The organism is Bacillus sp. FSL E2-8900 (assembly GCF_037966225.1).
GTDB lineage: Bacteria > Bacillota > Bacilli > Bacillales > Bacillaceae_G > Bacillus_A > Bacillus_A cereus.
The window spans coordinates 3,570,305-3,592,040 of sequence record NZ_CP150193.1; the positions used below are offsets into that span (position 1 = coordinate 3,570,305).

A 21,736-nucleotide genomic window follows, 5' to 3' on the forward strand; every position below is an offset into this window, starting at 1 on the left:
AGGTGATGCTGAATTTAAAAATGAATGGATTTAAATTTTCCAAATAACGATTTCAAAACCTACCATATATACTTTCGCTAATATACATTGAATTTCCCATTAAATGCAAAAAAATATTTACAGCTGCATCACTTTACTAGCTTTTTGAATCATATATTTTTGCCTGCTATACCGTCCACTTTGTAGACAGCATAACAGGCAATAATAATAAGTAGACTTTCACTATTATTGAGTTGGATATGGTACTTCTTTATCAATAATCGTTACTCCATCCCGTACAATTTTATAGTGTCCCTTTGAACCTTCTTGAATTACAAATTCTAAAGAAATAGTCGCTGATTCAGTAATTGTTCTCGTTTCAACCGGTCTATCCATTTTTTGCTGCATGTCTTCTTTATAAATTTCTATTGTTTGCGGCTTTTTTTCACCTGTTACAGCAGGCTCATATGGGATAGAGATATTGTCCACTTTTACCGTTTTAGTCACTTTAGGCTTTTGACCATCAGAGATAATAATAGTTACTTTATCTCCCTCTTTTAATGGTGTACCTGGTTTTGGAAATTGCGAAATTACAAGTCCTTTTTCGACTGTATCTGAATACTCTCGTTTTATATCTGACGTTAGTTTTCTCTCATTCAAATAACCAGTTACACTATTTTCAGTCCACCCCGAAAAGTCACCTGGTCTAATTTGATAAGGCCCTTTACTTACCCAGATTTTCAGTTCTTGCTCCGCTTCTATAACCATCTGATCAGGCGTCGGAATTTGTTCTACAATTTCACCTTTCGGCTTATCATTTTCAATATAATTTACCGTAACTTGTTTATATTTTTCTTCTAACTCAGCTTTTACACTCTCAAAGTTTTGACCTGTGAAATTTGCCATCTTACTTTTCTTTTTTCCACCTGATTGATAGATAGTAATTTTAGCGTTTTCTTTTACGACTCTTCCTGCTACAGGGTCCGTTTTTATTACATCCCCAACTTCAACATCATCTGTATATACAATATTAGGCTCCGTCACCTCAAAGCCCTTTTCTACTAATGTATTTACAGCTGTCGTGTATTTCATACCAGCCACATCAGGAACTTTCACATCTTTCGGAATAAATAATCCTGGAATAACCGTAAGCGCTAATGTTATTCCTATTGCTAAAAATAAAAATGTTGAAATTAAAACTTTAAGCCACTTGTTACTCCGTTTTTTCTTCTTATCTAACTCAGCTGCTTCTGCTCTTATCGGTTCTTCCACCTTACTCCCTTTTAAAACAATCGTTTCATCACTTACATTTTCAAATAATTGTTCTTGTTGAATAATCGGAATCGCTTTCGTCGCTTCCATATCTTCTGGTATGTAAAACGGTTGCTCATTTATCCTCTCTGGATATAGCGCAGTTTCAATATCTCGCTTCATCGCATTGGCAGATTGATATCGATGGAACGGATCTTTTGCAGTTGCTTTTAATATAATATTTTCAACACTTTGCGGAATATTTTCATTCCATCTTTTTGGTGATGGGATTTCACTTTGTAAATGTTTTAAAGCTATAGCAACAGCAGATTCGCCAGAAAACGGTTGTCTTCCTGTTAACAATTCAAACATAACTATCCCAAGAGAATAGATATCTGATTGTTTATTTGCTATCCCGCCACGTGCCTGTTCTGGTGATAAATAATGGACTGAACCGAGCACTGAATTTGTATGTGTAATTGTTGTTGCACTTGTAGCTGTCGCAATTCCAAAATCTGTTACTTTTATTATTCCATCAGCTCGAATTAAAATATTGTGCGGCTTTATATCACGATGCACAATTTCAAAATGATGGGCGTGTGCCATAGCGGATGTTAACTGCTCCATAATATCAAGAGCTTCTCCTATAGGTAACATCCCTCGCTCAATTATGTATTGCTTCAATGTTTGCCCTGGTACATATTCCATGACAAGATAGTATATACCATCTTCTTCTCCGACATCATACATATTCACAATATTTGGATGCGACAACGTTGTAACAGACTGCGCTTCTCGATGGAAACGTTTAATAAACTCTTCGTTATTTGAGTAGTCGAGTCTTAATATTTTTACCGCTACATCCCGGCCAAGTATATCATCATGAGCTAAATATACATTGGCCATTCCGCCACCACCAATCATTTTCAGCAGCTTATAACGGTCATTTAAGCGTTTTCCAATCAGCACGTTGCACTTCACCTACTTTCGTTTGTCGAACCCGCATAATCAATAAGAACAAGTGTGATATTATCTTCTCCACCGCGATCATTTGCCAATTGAATGAGACACTGCCCTTTACCTTCAAGCTGTTCATTTAACTGTAAAATTTGTCGCATATCATCAATAGAAACTTTGTTTGATAACCCATCAGAGCAAAGAAGTAATTGATCATCTTCCTCAATCACCAACGTTTTAACATCTAACCCAACTTTTTCTTCTGTTCCTAATGCTCTTAATAACACATTCTTTTTCGGATGATACTCTGCGTCTTCCTTCGAAATTTCACCATGTTTCACAAGCTCATTTACAAGTGAATGATCTTCCGTTACTAGCGTCATTTCTCCTTCTGATACCATATAGCAACGACTATCTCCTATATGCCCTATTGTCACAAAGCTTGGTGTACAAACAGCTATTATAAGCGTTGTTCCCATACCATTACATTCTACATTTTGCTGAGCGTATTCATATATACGCTCATTAATAATCCCAACACTAGTATGTAACCATTGTTCTACTTTTTTCGGCTCATTCATATTATGTGTTTGCTTCCAATAATCATGGAATAATTGAATGGCCATCGAGCTAGCTACATCACCAGCTCGATGACCTCCCATTCCATCTGCTACTACCGCTAATACATTTCCATCTAAATTGTGAAAAACTCCTGCACTATCTTCATTATGTTGACGAACTTTTCCTTTATCCGATAGAAATACGGCTTTCATCTCGTCACCTCGTCTCTTCTTTGCGCTCCTTCGCACGCAACTGACCGCAGGCTGCATCAATATCATGACCTTGTTCACGGCGAATCGTTACATTCACTCCACGATCTTTTAACGTTTTCTCGAACAAGAAAATTTGTTCACGTGGCGTACGTACATAATCACGTTCAGGTACGTAGTTTACCGGAATCAAGTTCACATGACATTTTACACCTTTTAAGAGCGCAGCAAGCTCTTCAGCATGCTCTACTTGGTCATTTTCTCCTCCAAATAATCCATATTCAAAAGTAATACGACGCCCTGTTCTATTTACATAGTATTTAATAGCTTCCATTAAATCTGGTAATTTATAAGCACGGTTAATCGGCATTAATTTTGAACGTAATTCTGAGTTTGGAGCATGCAATGAAATCGCAAAATTAATTTGTAGATCTTCTTCAGCAAACTTATAAATTTTCGGGATAATTCCACTCGTCGAAACAGTCATATGTCTCGCACCAATATGAAGTCCTTTTTCATGGTTAATGATGCGTAAGAATCCCATTAAATTATCATAGTTATCAAATGGTTCTCCAATCCCCATAACAACAAGAGAACTTACACGTTCTTCCGTTTCATCAAGCGCACGCTGAACTTCTACTACTTGCGCTACGATTTCTCCAGCTTCTAGGTTTCGCTTTAATCCACCAAGTGTCGAAGCACAGAACGTACACCCAATACGACAACCCACTTGCGTTGTTACACAAATGGAATTTCCATATTCGTGTCGCATTAATACCGTTTCAATAGAATATCCGTCATATAATTGGAATAAGAATTTAATTGTTCCATCCGAAGACGTTTGTTTTACTAACGTGTTTAAAGTAGTAATATCAAAGGAATTCGACAATTTATCACGCAATCCTTTAGAAAGGTTTGACATATCCTCATAATTTTTTACACGTTTTTTATATAACCAATCAAAAATTTGTCCAGCACGGAACTTCGGTTCTCCTTGTTCCTTTAACCAATCTTGCATTTCATGAAGTTGTAAAGAGTAAATTGATGGTTTCTTCATTTCTAAATTTTTCTTTTGTTTTCTTACAGTCGTTTCCATGATGCTACACCTTCTTCCTTAAACAAGCAATATAAAAGCCATCCGTCGCAAAATAATGCGGTAAAATTTGCACTTGACCTTCATCAATATACGGAGTTAATTTTTCTGGCATACGCTCTTTAAGCGTAGTATCCCATTCAAATTCAGGATGTTCTTGTAAAAATTTCTCTATTACTTGTTCATTTTCTATTTTCTCAATTGTGCACGTACTATAAACAAGACGACCGCCTTGTTTTAATAATGGTGCTATTTTTTCTAGTATTGCAATTTGAATCTTCGATAATCTTTCACTATCGCCTTTATCTTTTCCTAACTTAATATCAGGTTTACGTCTAATTACACCAAATCCAGAACACGGTGCATCTACCAATATTTTATCAAACGTTTCATTTGCAAAGTGCTCTTGCACTTTTCTAGCATCTAGCGCTTTAGTTTCGACATTTTCTAGACCAAGTCGCTCTGCTTGCTGTTTAATTAAACGTACTTTGTGTGCATGTAAATCAAGGGACATGACCTTACCAGTTCCCTTTAATCGTTCCGCGATATGCGTTGTTTTTCCGCCTGGAGCAGCACAACTATCAAGAACTGCATCTCCCGTATTCGGTTCTAAAGCGCGTGCTACAAGCATAGAACTTTCATCTTGAATAGAAAGAAATCCTTTTTTAAACGCTTCTGTATGCGCTACATTTCCGCTTTCAATCTGAATAGCATCATCTGATAAGTCACCACGTTTTGCTTCTATACCTTCACTTGCCAACAACTCAATCGCTTCTTCTACAGTTACCTTATCAACATTCACACGCGCTGTTGGTACAGGGGGTAACATGTTTACTTCGCACATTTTTTCTGCAGTTTCTAAACCGTATTCTGAAGTCCACTCTTGGACAAGCCAAACTGGATGACTTGTTGTAATTGCAAGACGTTCTACTGGATCCTTGATTTCATCTACAGAAGGTACACCTTCTCTCTGAATCGAACGTAATACACCGTTCACCATACCAGCAATTCCTTTATGCCCGCGACGCTTTGCAATCTCAACCGCTTCATGAATAGCCGCTCTTTCTGGCACTCGGTCTAAATAAATCATTTGATATAAAGATAAGCGAAGCAATACTCTTACCCACGCCTCAACCTTCTTTTTTAAAAAAGGCTGTAAATAATAATCTAATGTGTCACGACGTTGAATCGTTCCATATACAATTTCAGTTAATAAACCAATATCTTTTCTATCAATTGCACTTTTTTCAATTAGATTATTTAAAAGTAAGTTGCTATATGCACCACTTTTTTCCACTTGAATTAAACCATCAAGAGCTAATTCACGAACATTTTGTCTCATGCATTTTCTCCTAACTTCGTTCCAATTTCAGGTTTTGTTCCACGTAAAAATTGTGAACAACTCATACGCTTTTTACCAGAAGGTTGCAATTCAGTAATTTTAACACCTGTTTCATTACTCGTTGCTACAACAAAACCATCTTCTTCGATTGCAACAATCGTACCTGCTTCAGCCGGTTCAGTTATAGGCACTTTTTCCCCCCACCATACTTTAACAACTTGTCCTGCTAAAGTTGTATAAGCAACTGGCCATGGATTCAATCCGCGAATGTGATTGTATACTTCTTCACCTGTTTTTGTCCAATCAATTTTCTCTTGCTCACGTTTTATATTGTACGCAAACGTTACTTCTTCTTCGTTTTGTTTAATCGGTTCTAACTTACCTTGAATTAATAAAGGCACTGTTTTAGATAGAAGGTGTGCTCCTGCTTCACTTAATTTATCAAATAATGAGCCTGTCGTTTCACGCTCTTCAATTTCAACTTCCACTTGCGTTAAGATATCACCAGCATCCAATTTTTCTACCATATACATAATTGTAATACCTGTTTTTTCTTTACCTTCCATAATTGCATAATGAATTGGTGCACCACCACGAAGTTCAGGAAGTAAAGAAGCGTGAACATTAATACACCCATACTTTGGTGCTTCTAAAATTTCATTTGGTACAATCTGCCCAAATGCAGCTGTTACAATTAAATCTGGCTCTAATGCCAATACTTTTTCATATTCATCTTTTTCACGAATTTTTAACGGCTGTAACACAGGGATACCATGTTTTTCCGCTTCAACTTTAACAGGTGTAGGTGTTAATACTTTTTTTCTACCTACTGGACGATCAGGTTGCGTCACAACACCTACTACCTCATAGCCATCTTCAATAAGACGACGAAGCACCGGCACTGAAAAGTCCGGTGTTCCCATAAACACTACTTTTATCATTTAAAAACCGCTCCTTTTAACACCTATTCTAGTTCGTTTTCTTCATAATATCTTGTCACTTTCGATGTAAATAAAACACCGTGTAAATGATCAATTTCATGTTGAATTGCACGCGCTAAAAATCCTTCCGCTTCTAATAAGAATACTTTCCCACGGCGATTTTGCGCTCTTACTTTAATATAATCGGCACGTTCTACTTCACCATAAAGTCCCGGGAAGCTTAAACAGCCTTCGGGACCTACTTGTTCACCACGTTTTTCTAATATTGATGGATTGATTAACTCGATTTTCCCAGTATCATCATCTACATCAACAACCGCTACTTGCAAGCTTACACCTACTTGAGGCGCAGCTAAACCGACTCCGTCCGCAATTAACATTGTTTCATGCATATCTTTCAACAATTTCACTAACTTTTTATCAAAGTTAATTACTCTTTCGCATGGTGTTTCTAACACTTCATTTGGATGCTTTATTATTTCTAAAACTGCCATATTTCCCTCCGCTACATTAACATTGTTGGATTAAAATCAATTGAGATTTGTAGCTCTTTTTGCATTTCTGCTTGATAATGTTCATTTACCATTTTGAGCACGTTCTTTAAGTTTGGTTCCCGTTTGTATTTTATCATGCATTGATAACGATATCTATCTTTTATCCTTGGAATCGCTGAAGCAACTGGTCCTAGCACCATTGTTTGCTGTGAGCAATGCGTTCGTAAATACGAGGCAATTTTTTCCGTCACTTGTACCGCTTTTAATAATTCTGGATGAGATACAGTTACGAGTACAACATAGTAATATGGGGGATATTGTCTTGTTCGTCTCATTTGCATTTCTTGGTCAAAAAACACATCATATTGTTGGTTCTTCGCTAACTCTATACTGTAATGTTCTGGCGTATACGTTTGAATCACAACTTCCCCTGGCAATTCATGTCTACCCGCTCGTCCACTTACTTGCGTCAGTAACTGATATGTCTTTTCACTCGCCCGAAAATCAGGTAAGTGAAGCATCGTATCTGCAGTTAAAACCCCAACGAGCGTTACTTTCGGAAAATCTAATCCTTTAGCAATCATTTGTGTTCCAAGTAATATATCTGCTTTTTCTTCCCCAAACGCCTTTAATAATTTTTCATGCATTCCTTTTCGACTTGTCGTATCTACATCCATTCGAATGACTCGTGCCTCTGGAAATAGTTTTGTAATTTCTTCTTCTACCTTTTGTGTACCTGTACCAAAGAAACGAATGTATGTACTTTGACAAGCTGGACACTCAGTTGGCATATTCTCTTCGTAACTACAATAATGACATTTTAAACGATGATTCATTTTATGATATGTCAATGAAATATCACAATGCGGACATTGGACAACATACCCACAATCACGGCACATAACAAATGTAGAATGACCTCTTCTATTTAAAAAGAGTACCATTTGTTCTTTCTTTTCTAATCGATCTGCTATTTTTTCATGCAGCGCCTTAGAAAACATTGATCGATTCCCGTCACGAAGTTCTTCTCGCATGTCAACAATCTCTACCGTTGGTAAAGCTTGTTCATTCATACGTTTTTCCATTGTTAATAGTTCATAAACACCTTTTTTCGCCCTTGCAAACGATTCAAGTGTTGGTGTCGCACTACCAAGAACGATAGGACATTTATGATATTGTCCTCTCCAGACAGCTACATCTCTTGCATGATACCTCGGATTATCTTCTTGTTTGTAACTTGATTCATGCTCTTCATCAATAATAATAATCCCTAAATTCTCAAAAGGCGCAAAAACAGCTGAACGCGCACCAACTACAACTTTCACTTCTTTTCTTAAAATCTTACGCCACTCGTCATACTTTTCTCCAACAGACAACGCACTATGAAGAACTGCAACTTGCGAGCCAAACCTACCTTTAAAACGATCCACCATTTGGGGCGTTAGTGCAATTTCAGGAACAAGAACGATAGCTTCTTTTCCTTTCTTGAGCACTGCTGCTATAGATTGTAAATATACTTCTGTCTTTCCACTTCCTGTAACACCATATAGTAAAAATGGATTATAAGTTTCATTTGTAATTGATGATAAAATCGGTGTAATAACTTGTTTTTGTTCCTCCGTAAGTGGAAATGGTTTTGTTTGTTCAAAATCATCATCGTCATACGGATTTCGGTATACTTCCACATACTTTTCTGAAATGAATCCCTTTTTAACAAGTGCTTTTATTGGAGCATCTGTTATTTGTAACTCTTCTGTAATTACTTTCAACGGTGTACTTTTATAATTTTCCACAAAATAATAAAGTACATCTTGTTGTTTTTTACTTTTCAGTTCAAATGCCGCTAATTCCAATTTATCTTCTGGCAACTCCGGCTGAACCACTCTTTGCTTCTTCTTTTGTACTTTATCTTTCACTTGATAAACGACTTCAACCGTACCATTTTTAATTTCTTGTTGAATAGTTCGGTATAAATGTGGCTGTTGCTCGATTACTTCAAAATCAATTGCTTCTTTATCCTGAAATAAATATAGTATTTCAGGTGCTATTTCTTCCTGTTTACAAAGTTGTAGACGTTTTTTATACGTTGCTTTTATCGCAGTTGGAAGCATCACTTGAAAAGCTGAAATCATGTAGCATAACGTTTCACTTGTAAGCCAATATCCAAGCTTTAATAATTCATCATTTAAAACCGGTGTTACATCTAATATTTCATGGATTGTCTTTAACTTCTTACTTTCTACATCCACCGAATCTTTAATCCCAATAATAAAACCTTGCAATTTTCTTGGCCCAAACGGAACTACTACACGCATTCCTGTCTGTACAATATCTTCCCATTTTTTAGGAATAATATAATCAAATGGTCGATCTGTCTGACGGGCAGGTACATCAACAATTACACTTGCAAATTTCATAAACGATCATCTTCTAACATCATTTCAATTTGCTTCAATATTTCACGAGCTACCTCTTTTTTCATTAAAAGTGGCAACTCAATAACTTTTCCATCTTTTCTATACATTGTTACAATATTCGTATCCGTGCCAAATCCAGCTCCTTGCGCTTTTACATCATTCGCGACAATCATATCTGCATTTTTCTCACGTAGTTTTTTCGTTGCATATTCCTCTACATTTGTCGTTTCAGCAGCAAAACCGATAAGTAACTGTTTATCCTTTTTCTGACCTAACGTTTTTAAAATATCCACCGTTCTTTCAAGTTCAATGACAGCATCACCATTTTGCTTTTTCATTTTATTCTCATGCACATATTTCGGACGATAATCTGCAACTGCTGCTGTTTTAATGACAACGTCTACGTTTTGATAATGTTGAAGAACTGCTTCTAACATATCTTGTGCAGATTCCACTTGCACTGTCGTTACATGTAACGGTGGATTTAATGCTGTCGGTCCTGAAACGAGTATAACATCAGCGCCTAAATTCGCTGCCACTTCCGCAATCGCATACCCCATTTTCCCAGAAGAAAAATTCGTCATAAAACGAACTGGATCAACCTTTTCACGTGTTGGGCCAGCAGTTATTAATATTCTTTTTCCCTGCAATGGTTTGTGTTCTGAGAAAGCTTCCTCTAACCGTGCAATAATTGCTTCAGGTTCTTCTAGTCGTCCCTTCGCTACATATCCACATGCTAAAAAGCCTTCCCCAGGCTCAATAAATGTATATCCTAGCGTTTTCAATGTCATCATATTTTTTTGAACTATTTTATTTTCATACATATGCACATTCATAGCAGGCGCAATCCATACCGGAGCTGTAGTAGCTAACAAAGTAGTTGTAATCATATCATCTGCAATACCACCAGCTAACTTTCCAATACAATTGGCAGTAGCAGGTGCGACAAGTACAACATCCGCCCAATCTGCTAAATCAATATGAGCAATAACAGCTGAGTCTTTCTCATCGAATGTATCCGTATATACATCATGGCGAGAAAGCGCTTGGAATGTAAGAGGCGTAACAAACTTCATTGCCGACTCACTCATCATTACTTTGACAATCGCGCCAGATTGTGTCAATTTACTCGTTAACGCAGCTGCTTTAAAAACCGCAATGCCTCCTGTTACACATAGAAGTATCTTTTTCCCTTTTAGCATATGACTCGTCCTCTTTCTTTTTCAAACTTATAATACTGAAATAGAATTCTCAGCTCGTCAGTACCAATATTTCATTCCTTTCGTAAAAAAATAACAACCTACTTGTAAATAGGTTGTTACCGTTACATAGAAAATTATAAAGTCTATGTTTTATTTTGTCGAAGGCAAAGGCTTATTCAGCTACTTTATCTTCACTTGGTACGTAGCTTAATGCTTCTGCATCGATTTCTTCTAATGCTTTACCTACACATTTATGAGAAACAGGTTTTTCTACAACACAGTTATTAGCAAGTTGCATTTCACGTGCGCGTTTTGCAGCCACTGTTACTAAAGTGTACTTAGAATCGATTTTTTGTAGTAATGAGTCAATTGATGGATTTAACATAATTATAGACCCTCCGTCATTTCTTTATAATATTTTGCTACCCTTTCGCGGCGGCAATGTTCGCCAACCACAATTGCTTTAATTCTATCACAAGCTAATTCAACTTGATCGTTTTCTACTACATAGTCGTAAGCGTCCATCATCTCGATTTCTTCTTTCGCTACAGTTAAACGATTTTCAATAACATCTTCAGTCTCTGTACCACGTCCGACAATACGGCTCTTTAGTTCAGATAAACTTGGAGGTGCTAAGAAAATAAATACACCTTCTGGGAAAGCTTTCTTAACTTGAATTGCTCCTTGCACTTCAATTTCTAAGAATACATCTTTTCCTTCTTGTAATGTTTTTTCAACATAGTCAATCGGTGTTCCGTAATAATTACCTACGAACTCAGCCCACTCAAGTAATTTTTCATTACGAATCATTTCCTCGAATTCTTCTCTTTCTTTAAAGAAATAATCCACACCATCTACTTCACCTTCACGCGGCTTACGTGTCGTTACTGAAATAGAGTACTGAAAACGTGTATCCTCATGGCTAAACAGCTCTTTACGAACCGTCCCTTTTCCAACCCCAGAAGGCCCTGAAAGAACGATGAGCAATCCTCTTCTACTTCTCATAAATATGTAAAACCTACCCTTCCTCACTTAAATCTTCTTTATTATTCAAACGATGTGCAATCGTCTCTGGTTGAATTGGACTTAATACAACATGCCCATCATCCATAACAATAACCGCCCTTGTTTTTCTCCCATACGTAGCATCAAGCAAAGCATTATGTTCGCGTGCTTCTTGTACTGTTCGTTTAATAGGAGCTGACTCCGGACTTACAATAGCAATAATTCGATGAGCAGATACAATATTTCCGTATCCAATATTTAAAAACCGCATGGCCATAGTTTGCGCCTCCTAGTAAGTCTATCCGATTTCTCCACCACGTATAACTTTATATATTTTTTGAAAGCTACTCAATATTTTGTACTTGTTCACGAATTTTTTCAAGGTTATTTTTCATTTCTACAACATATTTTGAAATTGTTAAGTCATTTGCCTTAGAACCAATCGTATTAATTTCTCTATGCATCTCTTGCACGATGAAATCCATTTTCCTTCCAACAGGCTCTTCAATCTGCAATGTTTCACGAAATTGCTCTAAATGACTTTGCAAACGAACTAACTCTTCATGAATATCACAACGCTCTGCAAAGATTGCGACTTCTGTTAGCAATCTTTGTTCATCTAGATCTTGATTATGTAATTCTTTTAAGCGATTTTCTAATCGTTCACGATATTTTTGTGTAACAATTGGTGCATGTGGAATAATCGCATTTACACAATTGCTAATCTCTTGTAAACGATACGCTATATCTTTATGTAATCGTTCTCCTTCGCCATCTCTCATCGTTTTCAACATATGAGCAGCTTGACGAACAGCCTCATATAAACTGTTCTCAAAATGTTCATTTACATTTTCTATTTCTTCAATTGCTGTTACTTCTGGCATTGCCATTAATTGTTCGAGTGTAATAGAATCTTGTAATTGAAATTTCCCTTTTATATCTTCCATCATCGATTGGTACTGCTCAAGAAGTGACCAATTCACACTTAATTTTCTTTCAACAAGTCCTTCACCTGCTATACTAATAGACACTTCGATGCGTCCACGTCGAACTTGCTGTGCAATTATTTTACGAATTTTGTCCTCAAATACCATCATTTGCTTAGGAAGTCGAATACTCATCTCTAAAAAACGGTGGTTCACCGATTTCATTTCTACTGTAATTTGAAAAGTATCACTTTCTACTTTCGATCTTCCAAACCCTGTCATACTAGAAATCATTTTTATCACATCCAAGCCATAAAATAACTCAATGAAAAAGGTAATAGAGACAAGGCTCTACTACCTTCTGTAAATTATATCACATTTTCATAACATTGACTATTTCAAGTTTAATCCCTTCTTATATAACATCGGCTTTTTCTTCTTAGCCTTTTTCCCTGTTAATAAAGAACCTACTAGTAAGAAAGTCGGAATTGATGACAAACCTCCAATTAATAACCAATCTCTTGCTTGTATCGGCATTGTGCTAAAGATCGGTTGTAACGGTGGATAATATATAACCACTAGCATAAGTAGTAACGAAATAATAACCGCCCCTACTAAATACACGTTCCCAAATGGATTACGGTGAAAGACAGAATGCTCACTACGACAATCAAATACATGAATAAGCTGTGCAAGTACCAACGTCGCGAACGCTACAGTTTGTGCATATTTCAGTTCATTTGGATGTTGGTTATACGCAATAATAAACGCCACTAACGTCACTGCTCCAATTAAAAACCCTCGACTTATTATTTTCCACGCAAGCCCTCTAGCGAATACCCCTTCTTTCGGGTGACGCGGTGTTCTCTTCATCACATCTCCTTCAGCCTTATCCAAACCTAATGCCATCGCTGGTAAACCATCAGTAACTAAGTTCACCCATAAAATTTGAATAGGAACCATCGGCAGTGGTAATGCAAGTAACATCGCAAATAACATAACTAAAATTTCTCCAACATTTGACGCCAATAAGTAGCGAATGAACTTACGTATGTTCTCGTATATATTTCTTCCTTCTTTAATCGCTGACTTAATTGTAGCAAAATTATCATCTAGTAAAACAAGTGAAGAGGCTTCTTTTGCAACATCTGTCCCTGTAATCCCCATCGCTATCCCAATATCCGCTGTTTTTATAGCTGGAGCATCGTTCACTCCATCACCTGTCATCGCTACTATATGTCCTTGATTTTGCAATGCTTTAACAATTTTCAATTTATGCTCAGGTGATACACGAGCGAATACATACGTATCTTCTACAACATTTTCTAATTCCTCCACATCCATATTCGCGAGTTCTACTCCTTCAACAACGCGTCCATCTGGTGGTAAAACTCCTAATTGTTCAGCAATCGCCATTGCTGTCACTTTATGATCACCTGTAATCATTACTGTTCGAATACCAGCTTCTTTACACTCTTTTACCGCCTGCGCGACTTCTGGCCTTGGCGGGTCAATCATACCTTGTATCCCAACCAACATAAAATCTTTTTCAACGTCTCTTTCATGTTCAATAGAATCCGTGACTTTTAAAGGTTTAAACGCAACTGCAATTGTTCGAAGCGCTTGACTACCTAAGCTATGAATAGCCGCCTGTACTTCTTTTCTATATAGCTCACTTAACGGCTGCTGCTTATCCCCCCATAAGATTGTTTGACTCATTTGCAAAAGAACATCCGGTGCTCCTTTCGTAACAATAAACTTTTTCCCCTCTCGATCTCGTACAATAACACTCATCATTTTTCGAGTTGAATCAAATGGAAATTCACGAATAATTTCAAATTTCCCTTTCAATGCCTCACGTGTTATCCCAGCTTTCATTGCTGCAGCTACAAGCGCTCCCTCTGTTGGATCCCCATCTAATACGTACGCCTTTTTCTTTTGAATAATATTTGCATTGTTACATAGTGAACCAAATGTAAGTAGCTGATAAAGTGATTTTGTCTTAGCTGGATTCACTTCTTTTTCACCTTTCATAAAAGAGCCATTAGGTTCATATCCTTGCCCTGTCACTTTCCACAATTCTCCGCCTGACCACATATGTGTTACCATCATTTTGTTTTGTGTCATTGTTCCCGTTTTATCAGAGCATATAACAGAAGCGCAGCCTAACGTTTCTACGGCCGGTAACTTCCTTACAATTGCTCTCTTTTTTATCATACGCTGTACACCAAGTGATAAAGCTACTGTAACAATTGCTGGCAATCCTTCTGGAATAGCCGCAACAGCTAGCGATACCCCAGCTAAAAACATATGATATACTTCATTCCCTTGATACACACCAGCCAATACAACGAGCGCTGTCAAAATAAGAGCTACAATAATTAATATTTTTCCGAGCTGTTCTAACCTTCTTTGCAGTGGCGTTTCCATTTGCTCTGCATTTTGCAACATATTTGCAATTTGCCCCATCGCTGTATTCATACCAGTTGCTACAACGACTCCTGTACCAGATCCTCGCGTAATCATTGTCCCCATAAAAGCCATATTTTTTTGATCCCCAATTGCAACATCTTGCCCTTGCAGTGCTTCTACCTTCTTTTGTACAGGTACGGACTCCCCTGTCAAAGCAGACTCTTCAATATATAAACTTGATGCCTCAACAAGACGCACATCAGCCCCAATACGATCACCACTGGAAAACTTAATAATATCACCTAAAACAAGTGCTTTAGATGGTGCTTTTACCCACTTTCCATTCCGCATTACAGTAACTTGCGGGGCAGCTAGTTCCTTTAAAGCTTCCAATGATTTTTCAGCTTTTCTTTCTTGAAAAAAGCCGAGAATACCATTGATAATAACAATGGCAACAATAGCAATAGAATCAATGTATTCACCTAAAAACGCAGAAACAATTGTTGCTCCAAACAAAACGAGTACCATGAAATCTTTAAACTGTGCTAAAAATACCATTAGTGCAGAAGGCCTTTTTGCTTCTTCTAATTCATTAGTACCAAATTTCTTTACTCGCCCTTCTGCTTCTTTCTCTGTAAGTCCAACCTTTACATTCGTATTCGTTCTTTCTTCCACTTCATGTGCTCGCATTCCATACCAGTTCATCCTGCTATCGACCTCCTGATTCCAGACATACTCTATTGAAAGCTTATTCAGCCTCGTCCAAAAAAATGCTATAATTAACATTTAGTTAGAAAGGAGTGTTCATTTATGGCATTCGATGGATTATTTACAAGAGCGATTACACATGAAATTGAAAATTCTCTTTACACAGGAAGAATTTCCAAAATATATCAACCTTCAAAATACGAGATTTTATTACATATTCGAGCGAATGGAAAGAACCAAAAACTAATTCTTTCATCTCATCCTACATATGCGCGTATGCACTTAACGAATCAAAACTACGATTCGCCAGCAATACCGCCGATGTTCTGTATGCTTCTTCGCAAACATTTAGAAGGTGGATTTATTGAAAAAATTGAACAAATCGACTTAGAACGCATTATTCAAATTACAGTTCGCAGTCGTAATGAGATCGGAGACGAATCATTAAAAACATTAGTAATTGAAATAATGGGACGACATAGTAACATTATCTTATTAGATACGAAAACAAACGTGATTTTAGATAGCTTAAAACACGTTTCATTAGCCGTAAACCGTCACCGAACTGTATATGCTGGTGCTGAGTACGTCGCGCCACCAGCCCAACATAAAATCAATCCTCTGCAAATTGAAACCGCAGATGATTTTATTAGACCGCTAGACTTTCTATCTGGAAATATGGATAAACAACTCGTCGGTGCTTTCATGGGAATATCCCCATTATTTGCAAAAGAAGTAGTAAAGAAAGCCGGTATGGTAAACGAGAAAGCATTATCAGAAGCATTTTTCTCTGTACAAACACCATTACTATCTCATGCATATACACCTACAATGATTACTGCAAATGGAAAAGAATTCTTTTATCTTTTCCCTCTTACACACTTGCAAGGAGAAGAAAAAACATTCTCATCAGTGAGCGAATTGTTAGATCGTTTCTTCTTTGGCAAAGCAGAACGTGATCGTGTAAAACAACAAGCTCATGATTTAGAACGCTTTATGCAAAACGAAAAAAATAAAAACGAGAAAAAACTCATTAAACTCGAAAAAACACTGCAAGATGCTGGAAAAGCAGATAAGTATCAACTATTTGGAGAGCTACTTACAGCCAATATGTACGCTTTAAAAAAGGGCGATAAAGATATTGAGGTCGTTAATTATTACGATGAGAATGGTGGAACTGTAAAAATCACATTAGATCCTTTAAAAACACCATCTGAAAATGCACAACGCTATTTCCAAAAGTATCAAAAAGCAAAAAATTCAGTTGTTGTTGTAGAAGAACAAATTGAAAAAACAAATGAAGAAATTCTTTATTTTGATAGCTTACTTCAACAAATGGAAGCTGCTTCTTCAAAAGACATTGAAGAAATTCGTGAGGAATTAGCTGAAGAAGGTTATGTGCGCAATCGCAAAACGAAAAACGCAAAGAAAAAGCCTACTAAACCAGTATTAGATAAATATGTAGCAAGTGATGGCACAGAGATTTTCGTTGGTAAAAACAATAAACAAAATGATTATTTAACAACGAAGTTTGCCCGCCGTGATGAAATTTGGTTACATACGAAAGATATACCTGGCTCTCACGTTGTCATTCGTTCTTTAGAGCCTGCTGAAGAAACTTTACTAGAAGCTGCCAAAATTGCTGCCTATTACAGTAAAGCGAAAGAGTCTAGCTCTGTACCTGTTGATTTCACCAAAATACGCCATGTCAAAAAACCGAGTGGTGCAAAACTTGGTTTTGTTACGTACGACAATCAGCAAACCGTATATGTAACACCAGATGCTGATATTGTAATGAAATTAAAAGCATAAATAAAAAAATGCGTTGCTTGTATGCAGCGCATTTTTTATATGTTTTCAATTTCGTTGCTATATCCATTCAATATTGTCAAAAAAATTGACAGTATCATTTCACATTTGTATAAATTTTTTTACAGCATGTAAATAAAGTACAAGTGTAACTCCAATCATTTTTCCCCATCCCCCTGCTATTCATTGAAGCAATCTAGATTTTATGAACAAACCGTCTCCCACAAATTACGGGCTATTTTTTTATCTCCCCTAAAATATATGTTGTCCCTACTATCCTTTCTTCAAATATACATTTTGGCACGCTATTTGCTTTATTCAATACTATGAATAGGAGGAATTAACATGACTTTAAAAATTAATAAAATCCAAAATCAACTACAAAACTATGAAATTGACGGGTTACTTATTACAAAAAAAGAAAATCGCCAATATGCAACAGGCTTTACAGGTAGCGCTGGCGTCGTCTTAATCTCTGCCGATCAAGCTGTTTTTATCACTGATTTCCGCTATGTAGATCAAGCGAAATCACAAATAAAAGATGCTGAAATTATTATGCATAAAGGAAATTTAGAAAAAGAAATTGCACATCAAGTATCGAAATTAAACATTCAAAAACTTGGAATTGAAGAAAACAACATGACATTGCAACAATATAAAAACTTGCAAAAATACGTACAGGCGGAAATGATTCAAGTGTGCGAAATTATCGAAAATATTCGTATCATTAAAGACACGCCTGAAATAGAAACAATGAAAATTGCAGCTAATATCGCGGACGAAGCATTTCACCACATTCTTACGTTTCTAAAACCAGGACTAAGTGAAAATGCTGTACGAGATGAATTAGAATTTTTCATGCGAAAAAAAGGTGCTGCATCTTCATCATTTCAAATTATTGTAGCTTCTGGTGTTCGTTCTTCTCTTCCACATGGAGTTGCATCAAATAAAATAATTGAACGAGGCGACATCGTTACATTAGATTTCGGTGCACTTTATGACGGATATTGTTCTGATATAACACGTACTGTAGCAATAGGGGAACCATCGGAAGAATTCAAAAAAATATACAATGTTGTACGAGAAGCGTTAAAACGTGGGACTGAAGCGATTAAGCCTGGAGAAACCGCGAAAAGTATCGATGATGTAACAAGAAACTACATTACAGATTGTGGATATGGTCAATATTTTGGTCATTCTACTGGTCATGGTCTTGGCTTAGAAATACATGAACCTCTTCGCTTATCCCAAGAAAGTAAAGCTACATTAAAAGAAGGTATGGTTGTTACAGTTGAACCAGGTATTTACATACCAAACTGGGGCGGTTGTAGAATTGAAGACGATATCGTCATTACAAAAGACGGATATGAAGTTATTACAAAATCAAATAGAGAACTAATTGTAATCCCTTGTTAAAATCATGGCCTTTTTAAAAGGAGTTTTTCTCTACACATAGAATTCCTTCTCTGGAGTATTCGTTTAAAGAGGAGGAATTTAAATTGAATTTTGTAATTGATAAAATAGAGGGTTTACAAGTAGAATTTTCAAATCTTGTTTCCATGATGAATTACGCTCGCTATACAACAATGCAAGCAGTGGAAGGTTTAACAATTGAAGAACTTGATTATTTATATGATAAGGACGCAAATTCAATTGGTATGTTATTGTACCATATGGCTGCTATTGAATTTTACTACCAAATTCATACCTTTGAAGACCGTGAACCGACGGAAGCCGAATTAGAACATTGGTTACCTGCTATTGAGTTAGGGAACCTTGGACGCGAGAAAATAAAAGGAAAACCTATAAAATTTTACATCAATACATTACAAGAAGTACGTTCCAAAACGATTGCAACATTTCAATCATTACCTGATGAATGGCTGTTTAAAACAACAGACTTTTGGTATGACAAACCAGCTAACAACTACTTTAAATGGTTTCACGTTTTTGAAGATGAAATCAATCATCGCGGACAAATTCGTTTAATTAAAAAAATGCAAAAAGCCCATTCAGTAAAATGAGAAAATGCCACCGAATAAGGTGGCATTTTCTTTTATTCATTAACGAATAACTTTTCGTTTAATTTTTTAGTGACTATCGCTACCAACATTAAAATGCAAATTAAATATAGTAATTTCGCAATAAACAACCATCCTTGAAACATTACAATTCCATCTATTATTTCATTTCCTTTTAATAACAAAAATAGGATCATACTAATTATAATGATAAACTCGATACTGAAAAGCATTTTCTTTTTTCGACTATATGCTTTCCATTCATTCCAGCGATACATAGGAGCAAAAATCAATACGCCAATACATAATATAACTGGTACCCATCCACTGTTAAGAAATTGCCCTGAAATAACTGATAATAGTAAACAAACGAGCACACCATAATATCCTATTCTCTCTCTCATTCGTACTCCCCCATTCTACTTCTCCTCAAATTCCATTTTTAGGATTAATTGTATTGTAACATCCATTTATCGTCCTTACCATTACAGTACATGAAATTTTACTTTTTTCTTTTTCCTATACTCACATACTTTCACTGCTTTCATACAATAAACTACACGAATGCCTAAAGGATGTGAATGTTATGGGAGTTGAATTAACGCTATTACACGCTCTCTACATTATTTGTTTACTCACTATTATTACCTTTTTTATTCTCCGGAAAGATACGACGATTATTTGTATCGTTTTTATCTTTTTATTAGCATTAACTGCAACAAGTTCTATCCCTCTTGCCATTAGCGGGATTTTTCAAAGTTTCATTTACGCCATTACTGAGCTATTACCAACTATATTAATCATCTCCATTATCGTATCAATGAGCAATTTACTCGTTCATACTGGCATAAATGATACGATGATTTCACCATTTACAAAAATGATTCGTACACCTACACTCGCCTACTGGATTATCGGCCTTTTAATGATGACCATTTCTTTCTTCTTTTGGCCTTCTCCAGCTGTCGCCTTAATGGGAGCTATTTTATTGCCGGTTGCTGTACGTGTCGGTCTTCCTCCAATTGGGGTTGCAATTGCTATGAACTTATTCGGACACGGCATCGCCTTATCTGGCGACTTCGTTATTCAAGGTGCACCGAAATTAACTGCAGACGCGGCTGGTCTCCCTGTTTCCAGCGTCGTATCTGCAAGTGTTCCACTTGTTATCGTTATGGGCATTGTGACAACTTCCGTCGCTTTTTTCTTCTTACGAAAAGAGTTTCATACAGGCTTATCTATACAAGAATCTATTCCATTAACTGCGTCTTCTAAAACGCTCACTTCATTATCTCCTCGCATAAAGAAATGGCTCGCTATATGTATTCCTATCGTATATATCATTGATATCCTTTGCATGATTCAATTTAAACTACAAGGAAGCGACGCAACTGCACTTATCGGCGGAACGACTGTTATTATGATTATCATCATTTCACTCATCGCCTACAAAGGTAATGGACTAAATAAAACAACCGATTATTTTATAGAAGGGCTCCAATTTGGATTTAAAATCTTTGGTCCAGTTATTCCAATTGCTGCACTCTTTTATTTAGGAGATAGCGGCTTTGTGAAAATTATCGGAGACTATTTACCGAAAGGTTCACATGGAATCATTAACGACTTAGGGATTGCCTTATCTCAAACGGTCCCTTTAAACCAATACGTATCGGCGGGAACATTAACTATCGTTGGTGTCATAACAGGCTTAGATGGATCTGGTTTTTCCGGTATATCGCTTGCTGGTTCCATTGCAAACCTTTTCGGAACAGCTTTAGGTCATGGAACAGCTACATTAACAGCACTCGGACAAATTGCGGCTATATGGACCGGGGGCGGGACGTTAATTCCTTGGGCGCTTATTCCTGCTGCTGCAATTTGCAAGGTAGATCCATTTGAACTGGCACGCCGAAACTTTTTACCGGTTGTTATCGGTTTAATTGTCACCACTATCTTTGCAATGTTTATTTTATAACGTAAGCAAGCATTCTCTTGCTTACGTTTTTTCTTGTAAAATTCATCATGAATTACTGGTTTTCAACAGGGATTCGTTATCCCTTAGCGAAATTATATTAGGAGAGTAATTTTTTCAAAACGTTTACGAGAAACAGATTACTGCAATTAGAAAAGGGGACATAACTATGAATGAATTGATTTTCGTCTTATTAATTTGTCCGTTACTTATCTTTATCGTTTCTGTTATTGGAACGCGCAAGTCGAAAACGTATTACGTAATGCCGATTGTAACGTTTGCTAGTTTTTTAATAATAGGTGTTATCGCCTTTACTCCAAAATTTTTCTTTTGGGTCGGCATGTATAGCATTTTCTCATTTATTGTTTCTTATGTGACTCTATTGTTTGTAAGAGGATATAAGCTTGCAGAAAGCACTAAGTAGTTAAGGAGATTGTAAT

Annotated in this window: 19 protein-coding genes; 5 read left to right on the plus strand and 14 right to left on the minus strand. The window is 36.5% G+C overall.

The features are described 5' to 3' along the window. Positions 1–225 precede the first annotated feature (225 nt). From pknB to NST90_RS18180, 13 genes are all read right to left on the minus strand, one after another. Positions 226–2,199: a Stk1 family PASTA domain-containing Ser/Thr kinase gene (pknB, locus tag NST90_RS18120; RefSeq protein WP_000904748.1), complete on the minus strand. Its 1,974-nt coding sequence runs from the start codon at positions 2,197–2,199 to the stop codon at positions 226–228. Between the two features lie 8 nt (positions 2,200–2,207). Continuing rightward, positions 2,208–2,960, minus strand: a complete 753-nt coding sequence (locus tag NST90_RS18125) for a Stp1/IreP family PP2C-type Ser/Thr phosphatase (RefSeq protein WP_000648707.1) — start codon at positions 2,958–2,960, stop codon at positions 2,208–2,210. Between the two features lie 4 nt (positions 2,961–2,964). Beyond that, positions 2,965–4,053: a 23S rRNA (adenine(2503)-C(2))-methyltransferase RlmN gene (gene rlmN / locus NST90_RS18130; protein WP_000450537.1), complete on the minus strand. Its 1,089-nt coding sequence runs from the start codon at positions 4,051–4,053 to the stop codon at positions 2,965–2,967. A 4-nt stretch (positions 4,054–4,057) separates the two neighbouring features. Further along, positions 4,058–5,392 carry a 16S rRNA (cytosine(967)-C(5))-methyltransferase RsmB gene (rsmB, locus tag NST90_RS18135; protein WP_283748075.1) on the minus strand — a complete coding sequence of 445 codons (1,335 nt, stop codon included), beginning with the start codon at positions 5,390–5,392 and terminating at the stop codon, positions 4,058–4,060. Next, complete coding sequence (gene fmt / locus NST90_RS18140; RefSeq protein WP_000598804.1) at positions 5,389–6,333, minus strand: methionyl-tRNA formyltransferase; 945 nt, start codon at positions 6,331–6,333, stop codon at positions 5,389–5,391. The genes rsmB and fmt overlap by 4 nt, the downstream gene beginning before the upstream one ends. Before the next feature lie 23 nt (positions 6,334–6,356). Then, positions 6,357–6,827, minus strand: a complete 471-nt coding sequence (gene def / locus NST90_RS18145) for a peptide deformylase (RefSeq protein ID WP_000279455.1) — start codon at positions 6,825–6,827, stop codon at positions 6,357–6,359. A gap of 11 nt (positions 6,828–6,838) precedes the next feature. Then, positions 6,839–9,244, minus strand: coding sequence for a primosomal protein N' (gene priA, locus NST90_RS18150; protein ID WP_000666720.1), 2,406 nt, complete (start codon positions 9,242–9,244; stop codon positions 6,839–6,841). Continuing rightward, positions 9,241–10,446 (minus strand): bifunctional phosphopantothenoylcysteine decarboxylase/phosphopantothenate--cysteine ligase CoaBC, encoded by a 1,206-nt coding sequence (coaBC, locus tag NST90_RS18155; protein WP_000911750.1) that lies wholly within the window; start codon positions 10,444–10,446, stop codon positions 9,241–9,243. Before coaBC ends, priA begins: the two co-directional genes overlap by 4 nt. Positions 10,447–10,618: 172 nt before the next feature. Continuing rightward, a complete protein-coding gene (gene rpoZ, locus NST90_RS18160; protein ID WP_000933960.1) occupies positions 10,619–10,831 on the minus strand; it encodes a DNA-directed RNA polymerase subunit omega in 213 nt (70 codons plus the stop codon). A 2-nt stretch (positions 10,832–10,833) separates the two neighbouring features. Next, positions 10,834–11,451 carry a guanylate kinase gene (gmk, locus tag NST90_RS18165; protein ID WP_001257741.1) on the minus strand — a complete coding sequence of 206 codons (618 nt, stop codon included), beginning with the start codon at positions 11,449–11,451 and terminating at the stop codon, positions 10,834–10,836. A gap of 13 nt (positions 11,452–11,464) precedes the next feature. Beyond that, positions 11,465–11,728 (minus strand): DUF370 domain-containing protein, encoded by a 264-nt coding sequence (locus NST90_RS18170; RefSeq protein WP_001251456.1) that lies wholly within the window; start codon positions 11,726–11,728, stop codon positions 11,465–11,467. 67 nt (positions 11,729–11,795) lie between these two features. Continuing rightward, the gene (locus NST90_RS18175) at positions 11,796–12,671 is read right to left on the minus strand and encodes a YicC/YloC family endoribonuclease (RefSeq protein ID WP_000625866.1); all 876 of its coding nucleotides are present in this window, start codon (positions 12,669–12,671) and stop codon (positions 11,796–11,798) included. Positions 12,672–12,770: 99 nt separating this feature from the next. After that, a complete protein-coding gene (locus tag NST90_RS18180) occupies positions 12,771–15,494 on the minus strand; it encodes a calcium-translocating P-type ATPase, SERCA-type (RefSeq protein ID WP_001104778.1) in 2,724 nt (907 codons plus the stop codon). Positions 15,495–15,599: 105 nt separating this feature from the next. Between NST90_RS18180 and NST90_RS18185 the strand changes: the two genes are divergently transcribed. The 3 genes from NST90_RS18185 to NST90_RS18195 all read left to right on the plus strand — a co-directional run bounded on the left by NST90_RS18185 (position 15,600) and on the right by NST90_RS18195 (position 19,330). Beyond that, complete coding sequence (locus NST90_RS18185) at positions 15,600–17,309, plus strand: NFACT RNA binding domain-containing protein (protein ID WP_000863286.1); 1,710 nt, start codon at positions 15,600–15,602, stop codon at positions 17,307–17,309. Between the two features lie 342 nt (positions 17,310–17,651). Continuing rightward, positions 17,652–18,722 (plus strand): Xaa-Pro peptidase family protein, encoded by a 1,071-nt coding sequence (locus NST90_RS18190; RefSeq protein ID WP_000172805.1) that lies wholly within the window; start codon positions 17,652–17,654, stop codon positions 18,720–18,722. Positions 18,723–18,805: 83 nt separating this feature from the next. Continuing rightward, positions 18,806–19,330, plus strand: a complete 525-nt coding sequence (locus NST90_RS18195) for a DinB family protein (protein WP_283748076.1) — start codon at positions 18,806–18,808, stop codon at positions 19,328–19,330. A gap of 32 nt (positions 19,331–19,362) precedes the next feature. Here NST90_RS18195 and NST90_RS18200 read toward each other — a convergent pair whose 3' ends face one another. Beyond that, positions 19,363–19,731, minus strand: coding sequence for a YoqO family protein (locus NST90_RS18200; protein WP_001209171.1), 369 nt, complete (start codon positions 19,729–19,731; stop codon positions 19,363–19,365). Positions 19,732–19,913: 182 nt separating this feature from the next. Between NST90_RS18200 and NST90_RS18205 the strand changes: the two genes are divergently transcribed. Further along, positions 19,914–21,299 carry a hypothetical protein gene (locus NST90_RS18205; RefSeq protein ID WP_016123279.1) on the plus strand — a complete coding sequence of 462 codons (1,386 nt, stop codon included), beginning with the start codon at positions 19,914–19,916 and terminating at the stop codon, positions 21,297–21,299. A 166-nt stretch (positions 21,300–21,465) separates the two neighbouring features. Then, complete coding sequence (locus NST90_RS18210; protein WP_006928316.1) at positions 21,466–21,720, plus strand: YbeF family protein; 255 nt, start codon at positions 21,466–21,468, stop codon at positions 21,718–21,720. Positions 21,721–21,736 lie beyond the last annotated feature (16 nt).

Coding starts and splice junctions, on each gene's coding strand:
- NST90_RS18125 (WP_000648707.1), bottom strand. CDS start 2,960: ATGAAAGCCGTATTTCTATCGGATAAAGGAAAAGTTCGTCAACATAAT.
- rlmN (WP_000450537.1), bottom strand. CDS start 4,053: ATGGAAACGACTGTAAGAAAACAAAAGAAAAATTTAGAAATGAAGAAA.
- rsmB (WP_283748075.1), bottom strand. CDS start 5,392: ATGAGACAAAATGTTCGTGAATTAGCTCTTGATGGTTTAATTCAAGTG.
- fmt (WP_000598804.1), bottom strand. CDS start 6,333: ATGATAAAAGTAGTGTTTATGGGAACACCGGACTTTTCAGTGCCGGTG.
- def (WP_000279455.1), bottom strand. CDS start 6,827: ATGGCAGTTTTAGAAATAATAAAGCATCCAAATGAAGTGTTAGAAACA.
- priA (WP_000666720.1), bottom strand. CDS start 9,244: ATGAAATTTGCAAGTGTAATTGTTGATGTACCTGCCCGTCAGACAGAT.
- coaBC (WP_000911750.1), bottom strand. CDS start 10,446: ATGCTAAAAGGGAAAAAGATACTTCTATGTGTAACAGGAGGCATTGCG.
- rpoZ (WP_000933960.1), bottom strand. CDS start 10,831: ATGTTAAATCCATCAATTGACTCATTACTACAAAAAATCGATTCTAAG.
- gmk (WP_001257741.1), bottom strand. CDS start 11,451: ATGAGAAGTAGAAGAGGATTGCTCATCGTTCTTTCAGGGCCTTCTGGG.
- NST90_RS18170 (WP_001251456.1), bottom strand. CDS start 11,728: ATGGCCATGCGGTTTTTAAATATTGGATACGGAAATATTGTATCTGCT.
- NST90_RS18175 (WP_000625866.1), bottom strand. CDS start 12,671: ATGATTTCTAGTATGACAGGGTTTGGAAGATCGAAAGTAGAAAGTGAT.
- NST90_RS18180 (WP_001104778.1), bottom strand. CDS start 15,494: ATGAACTGGTATGGAATGCGAGCACATGAAGTGGAAGAAAGAACGAAT.
- NST90_RS18185 (WP_000863286.1), top strand. CDS start 15,600: ATGGCATTCGATGGATTATTTACAAGAGCGATTACACATGAAATTGAA.
- NST90_RS18190 (WP_000172805.1), top strand. CDS start 17,652: ATGACTTTAAAAATTAATAAAATCCAAAATCAACTACAAAACTATGAA.
- NST90_RS18200 (WP_001209171.1), bottom strand. CDS start 19,731: ATGAGAGAGAGAATAGGATATTATGGTGTGCTCGTTTGTTTACTATTA.
- NST90_RS18205 (WP_016123279.1), top strand. CDS start 19,914: ATGGGAGTTGAATTAACGCTATTACACGCTCTCTACATTATTTGTTTA.
- NST90_RS18210 (WP_006928316.1), top strand. CDS start 21,466: ATGAATGAATTGATTTTCGTCTTATTAATTTGTCCGTTACTTATCTTT.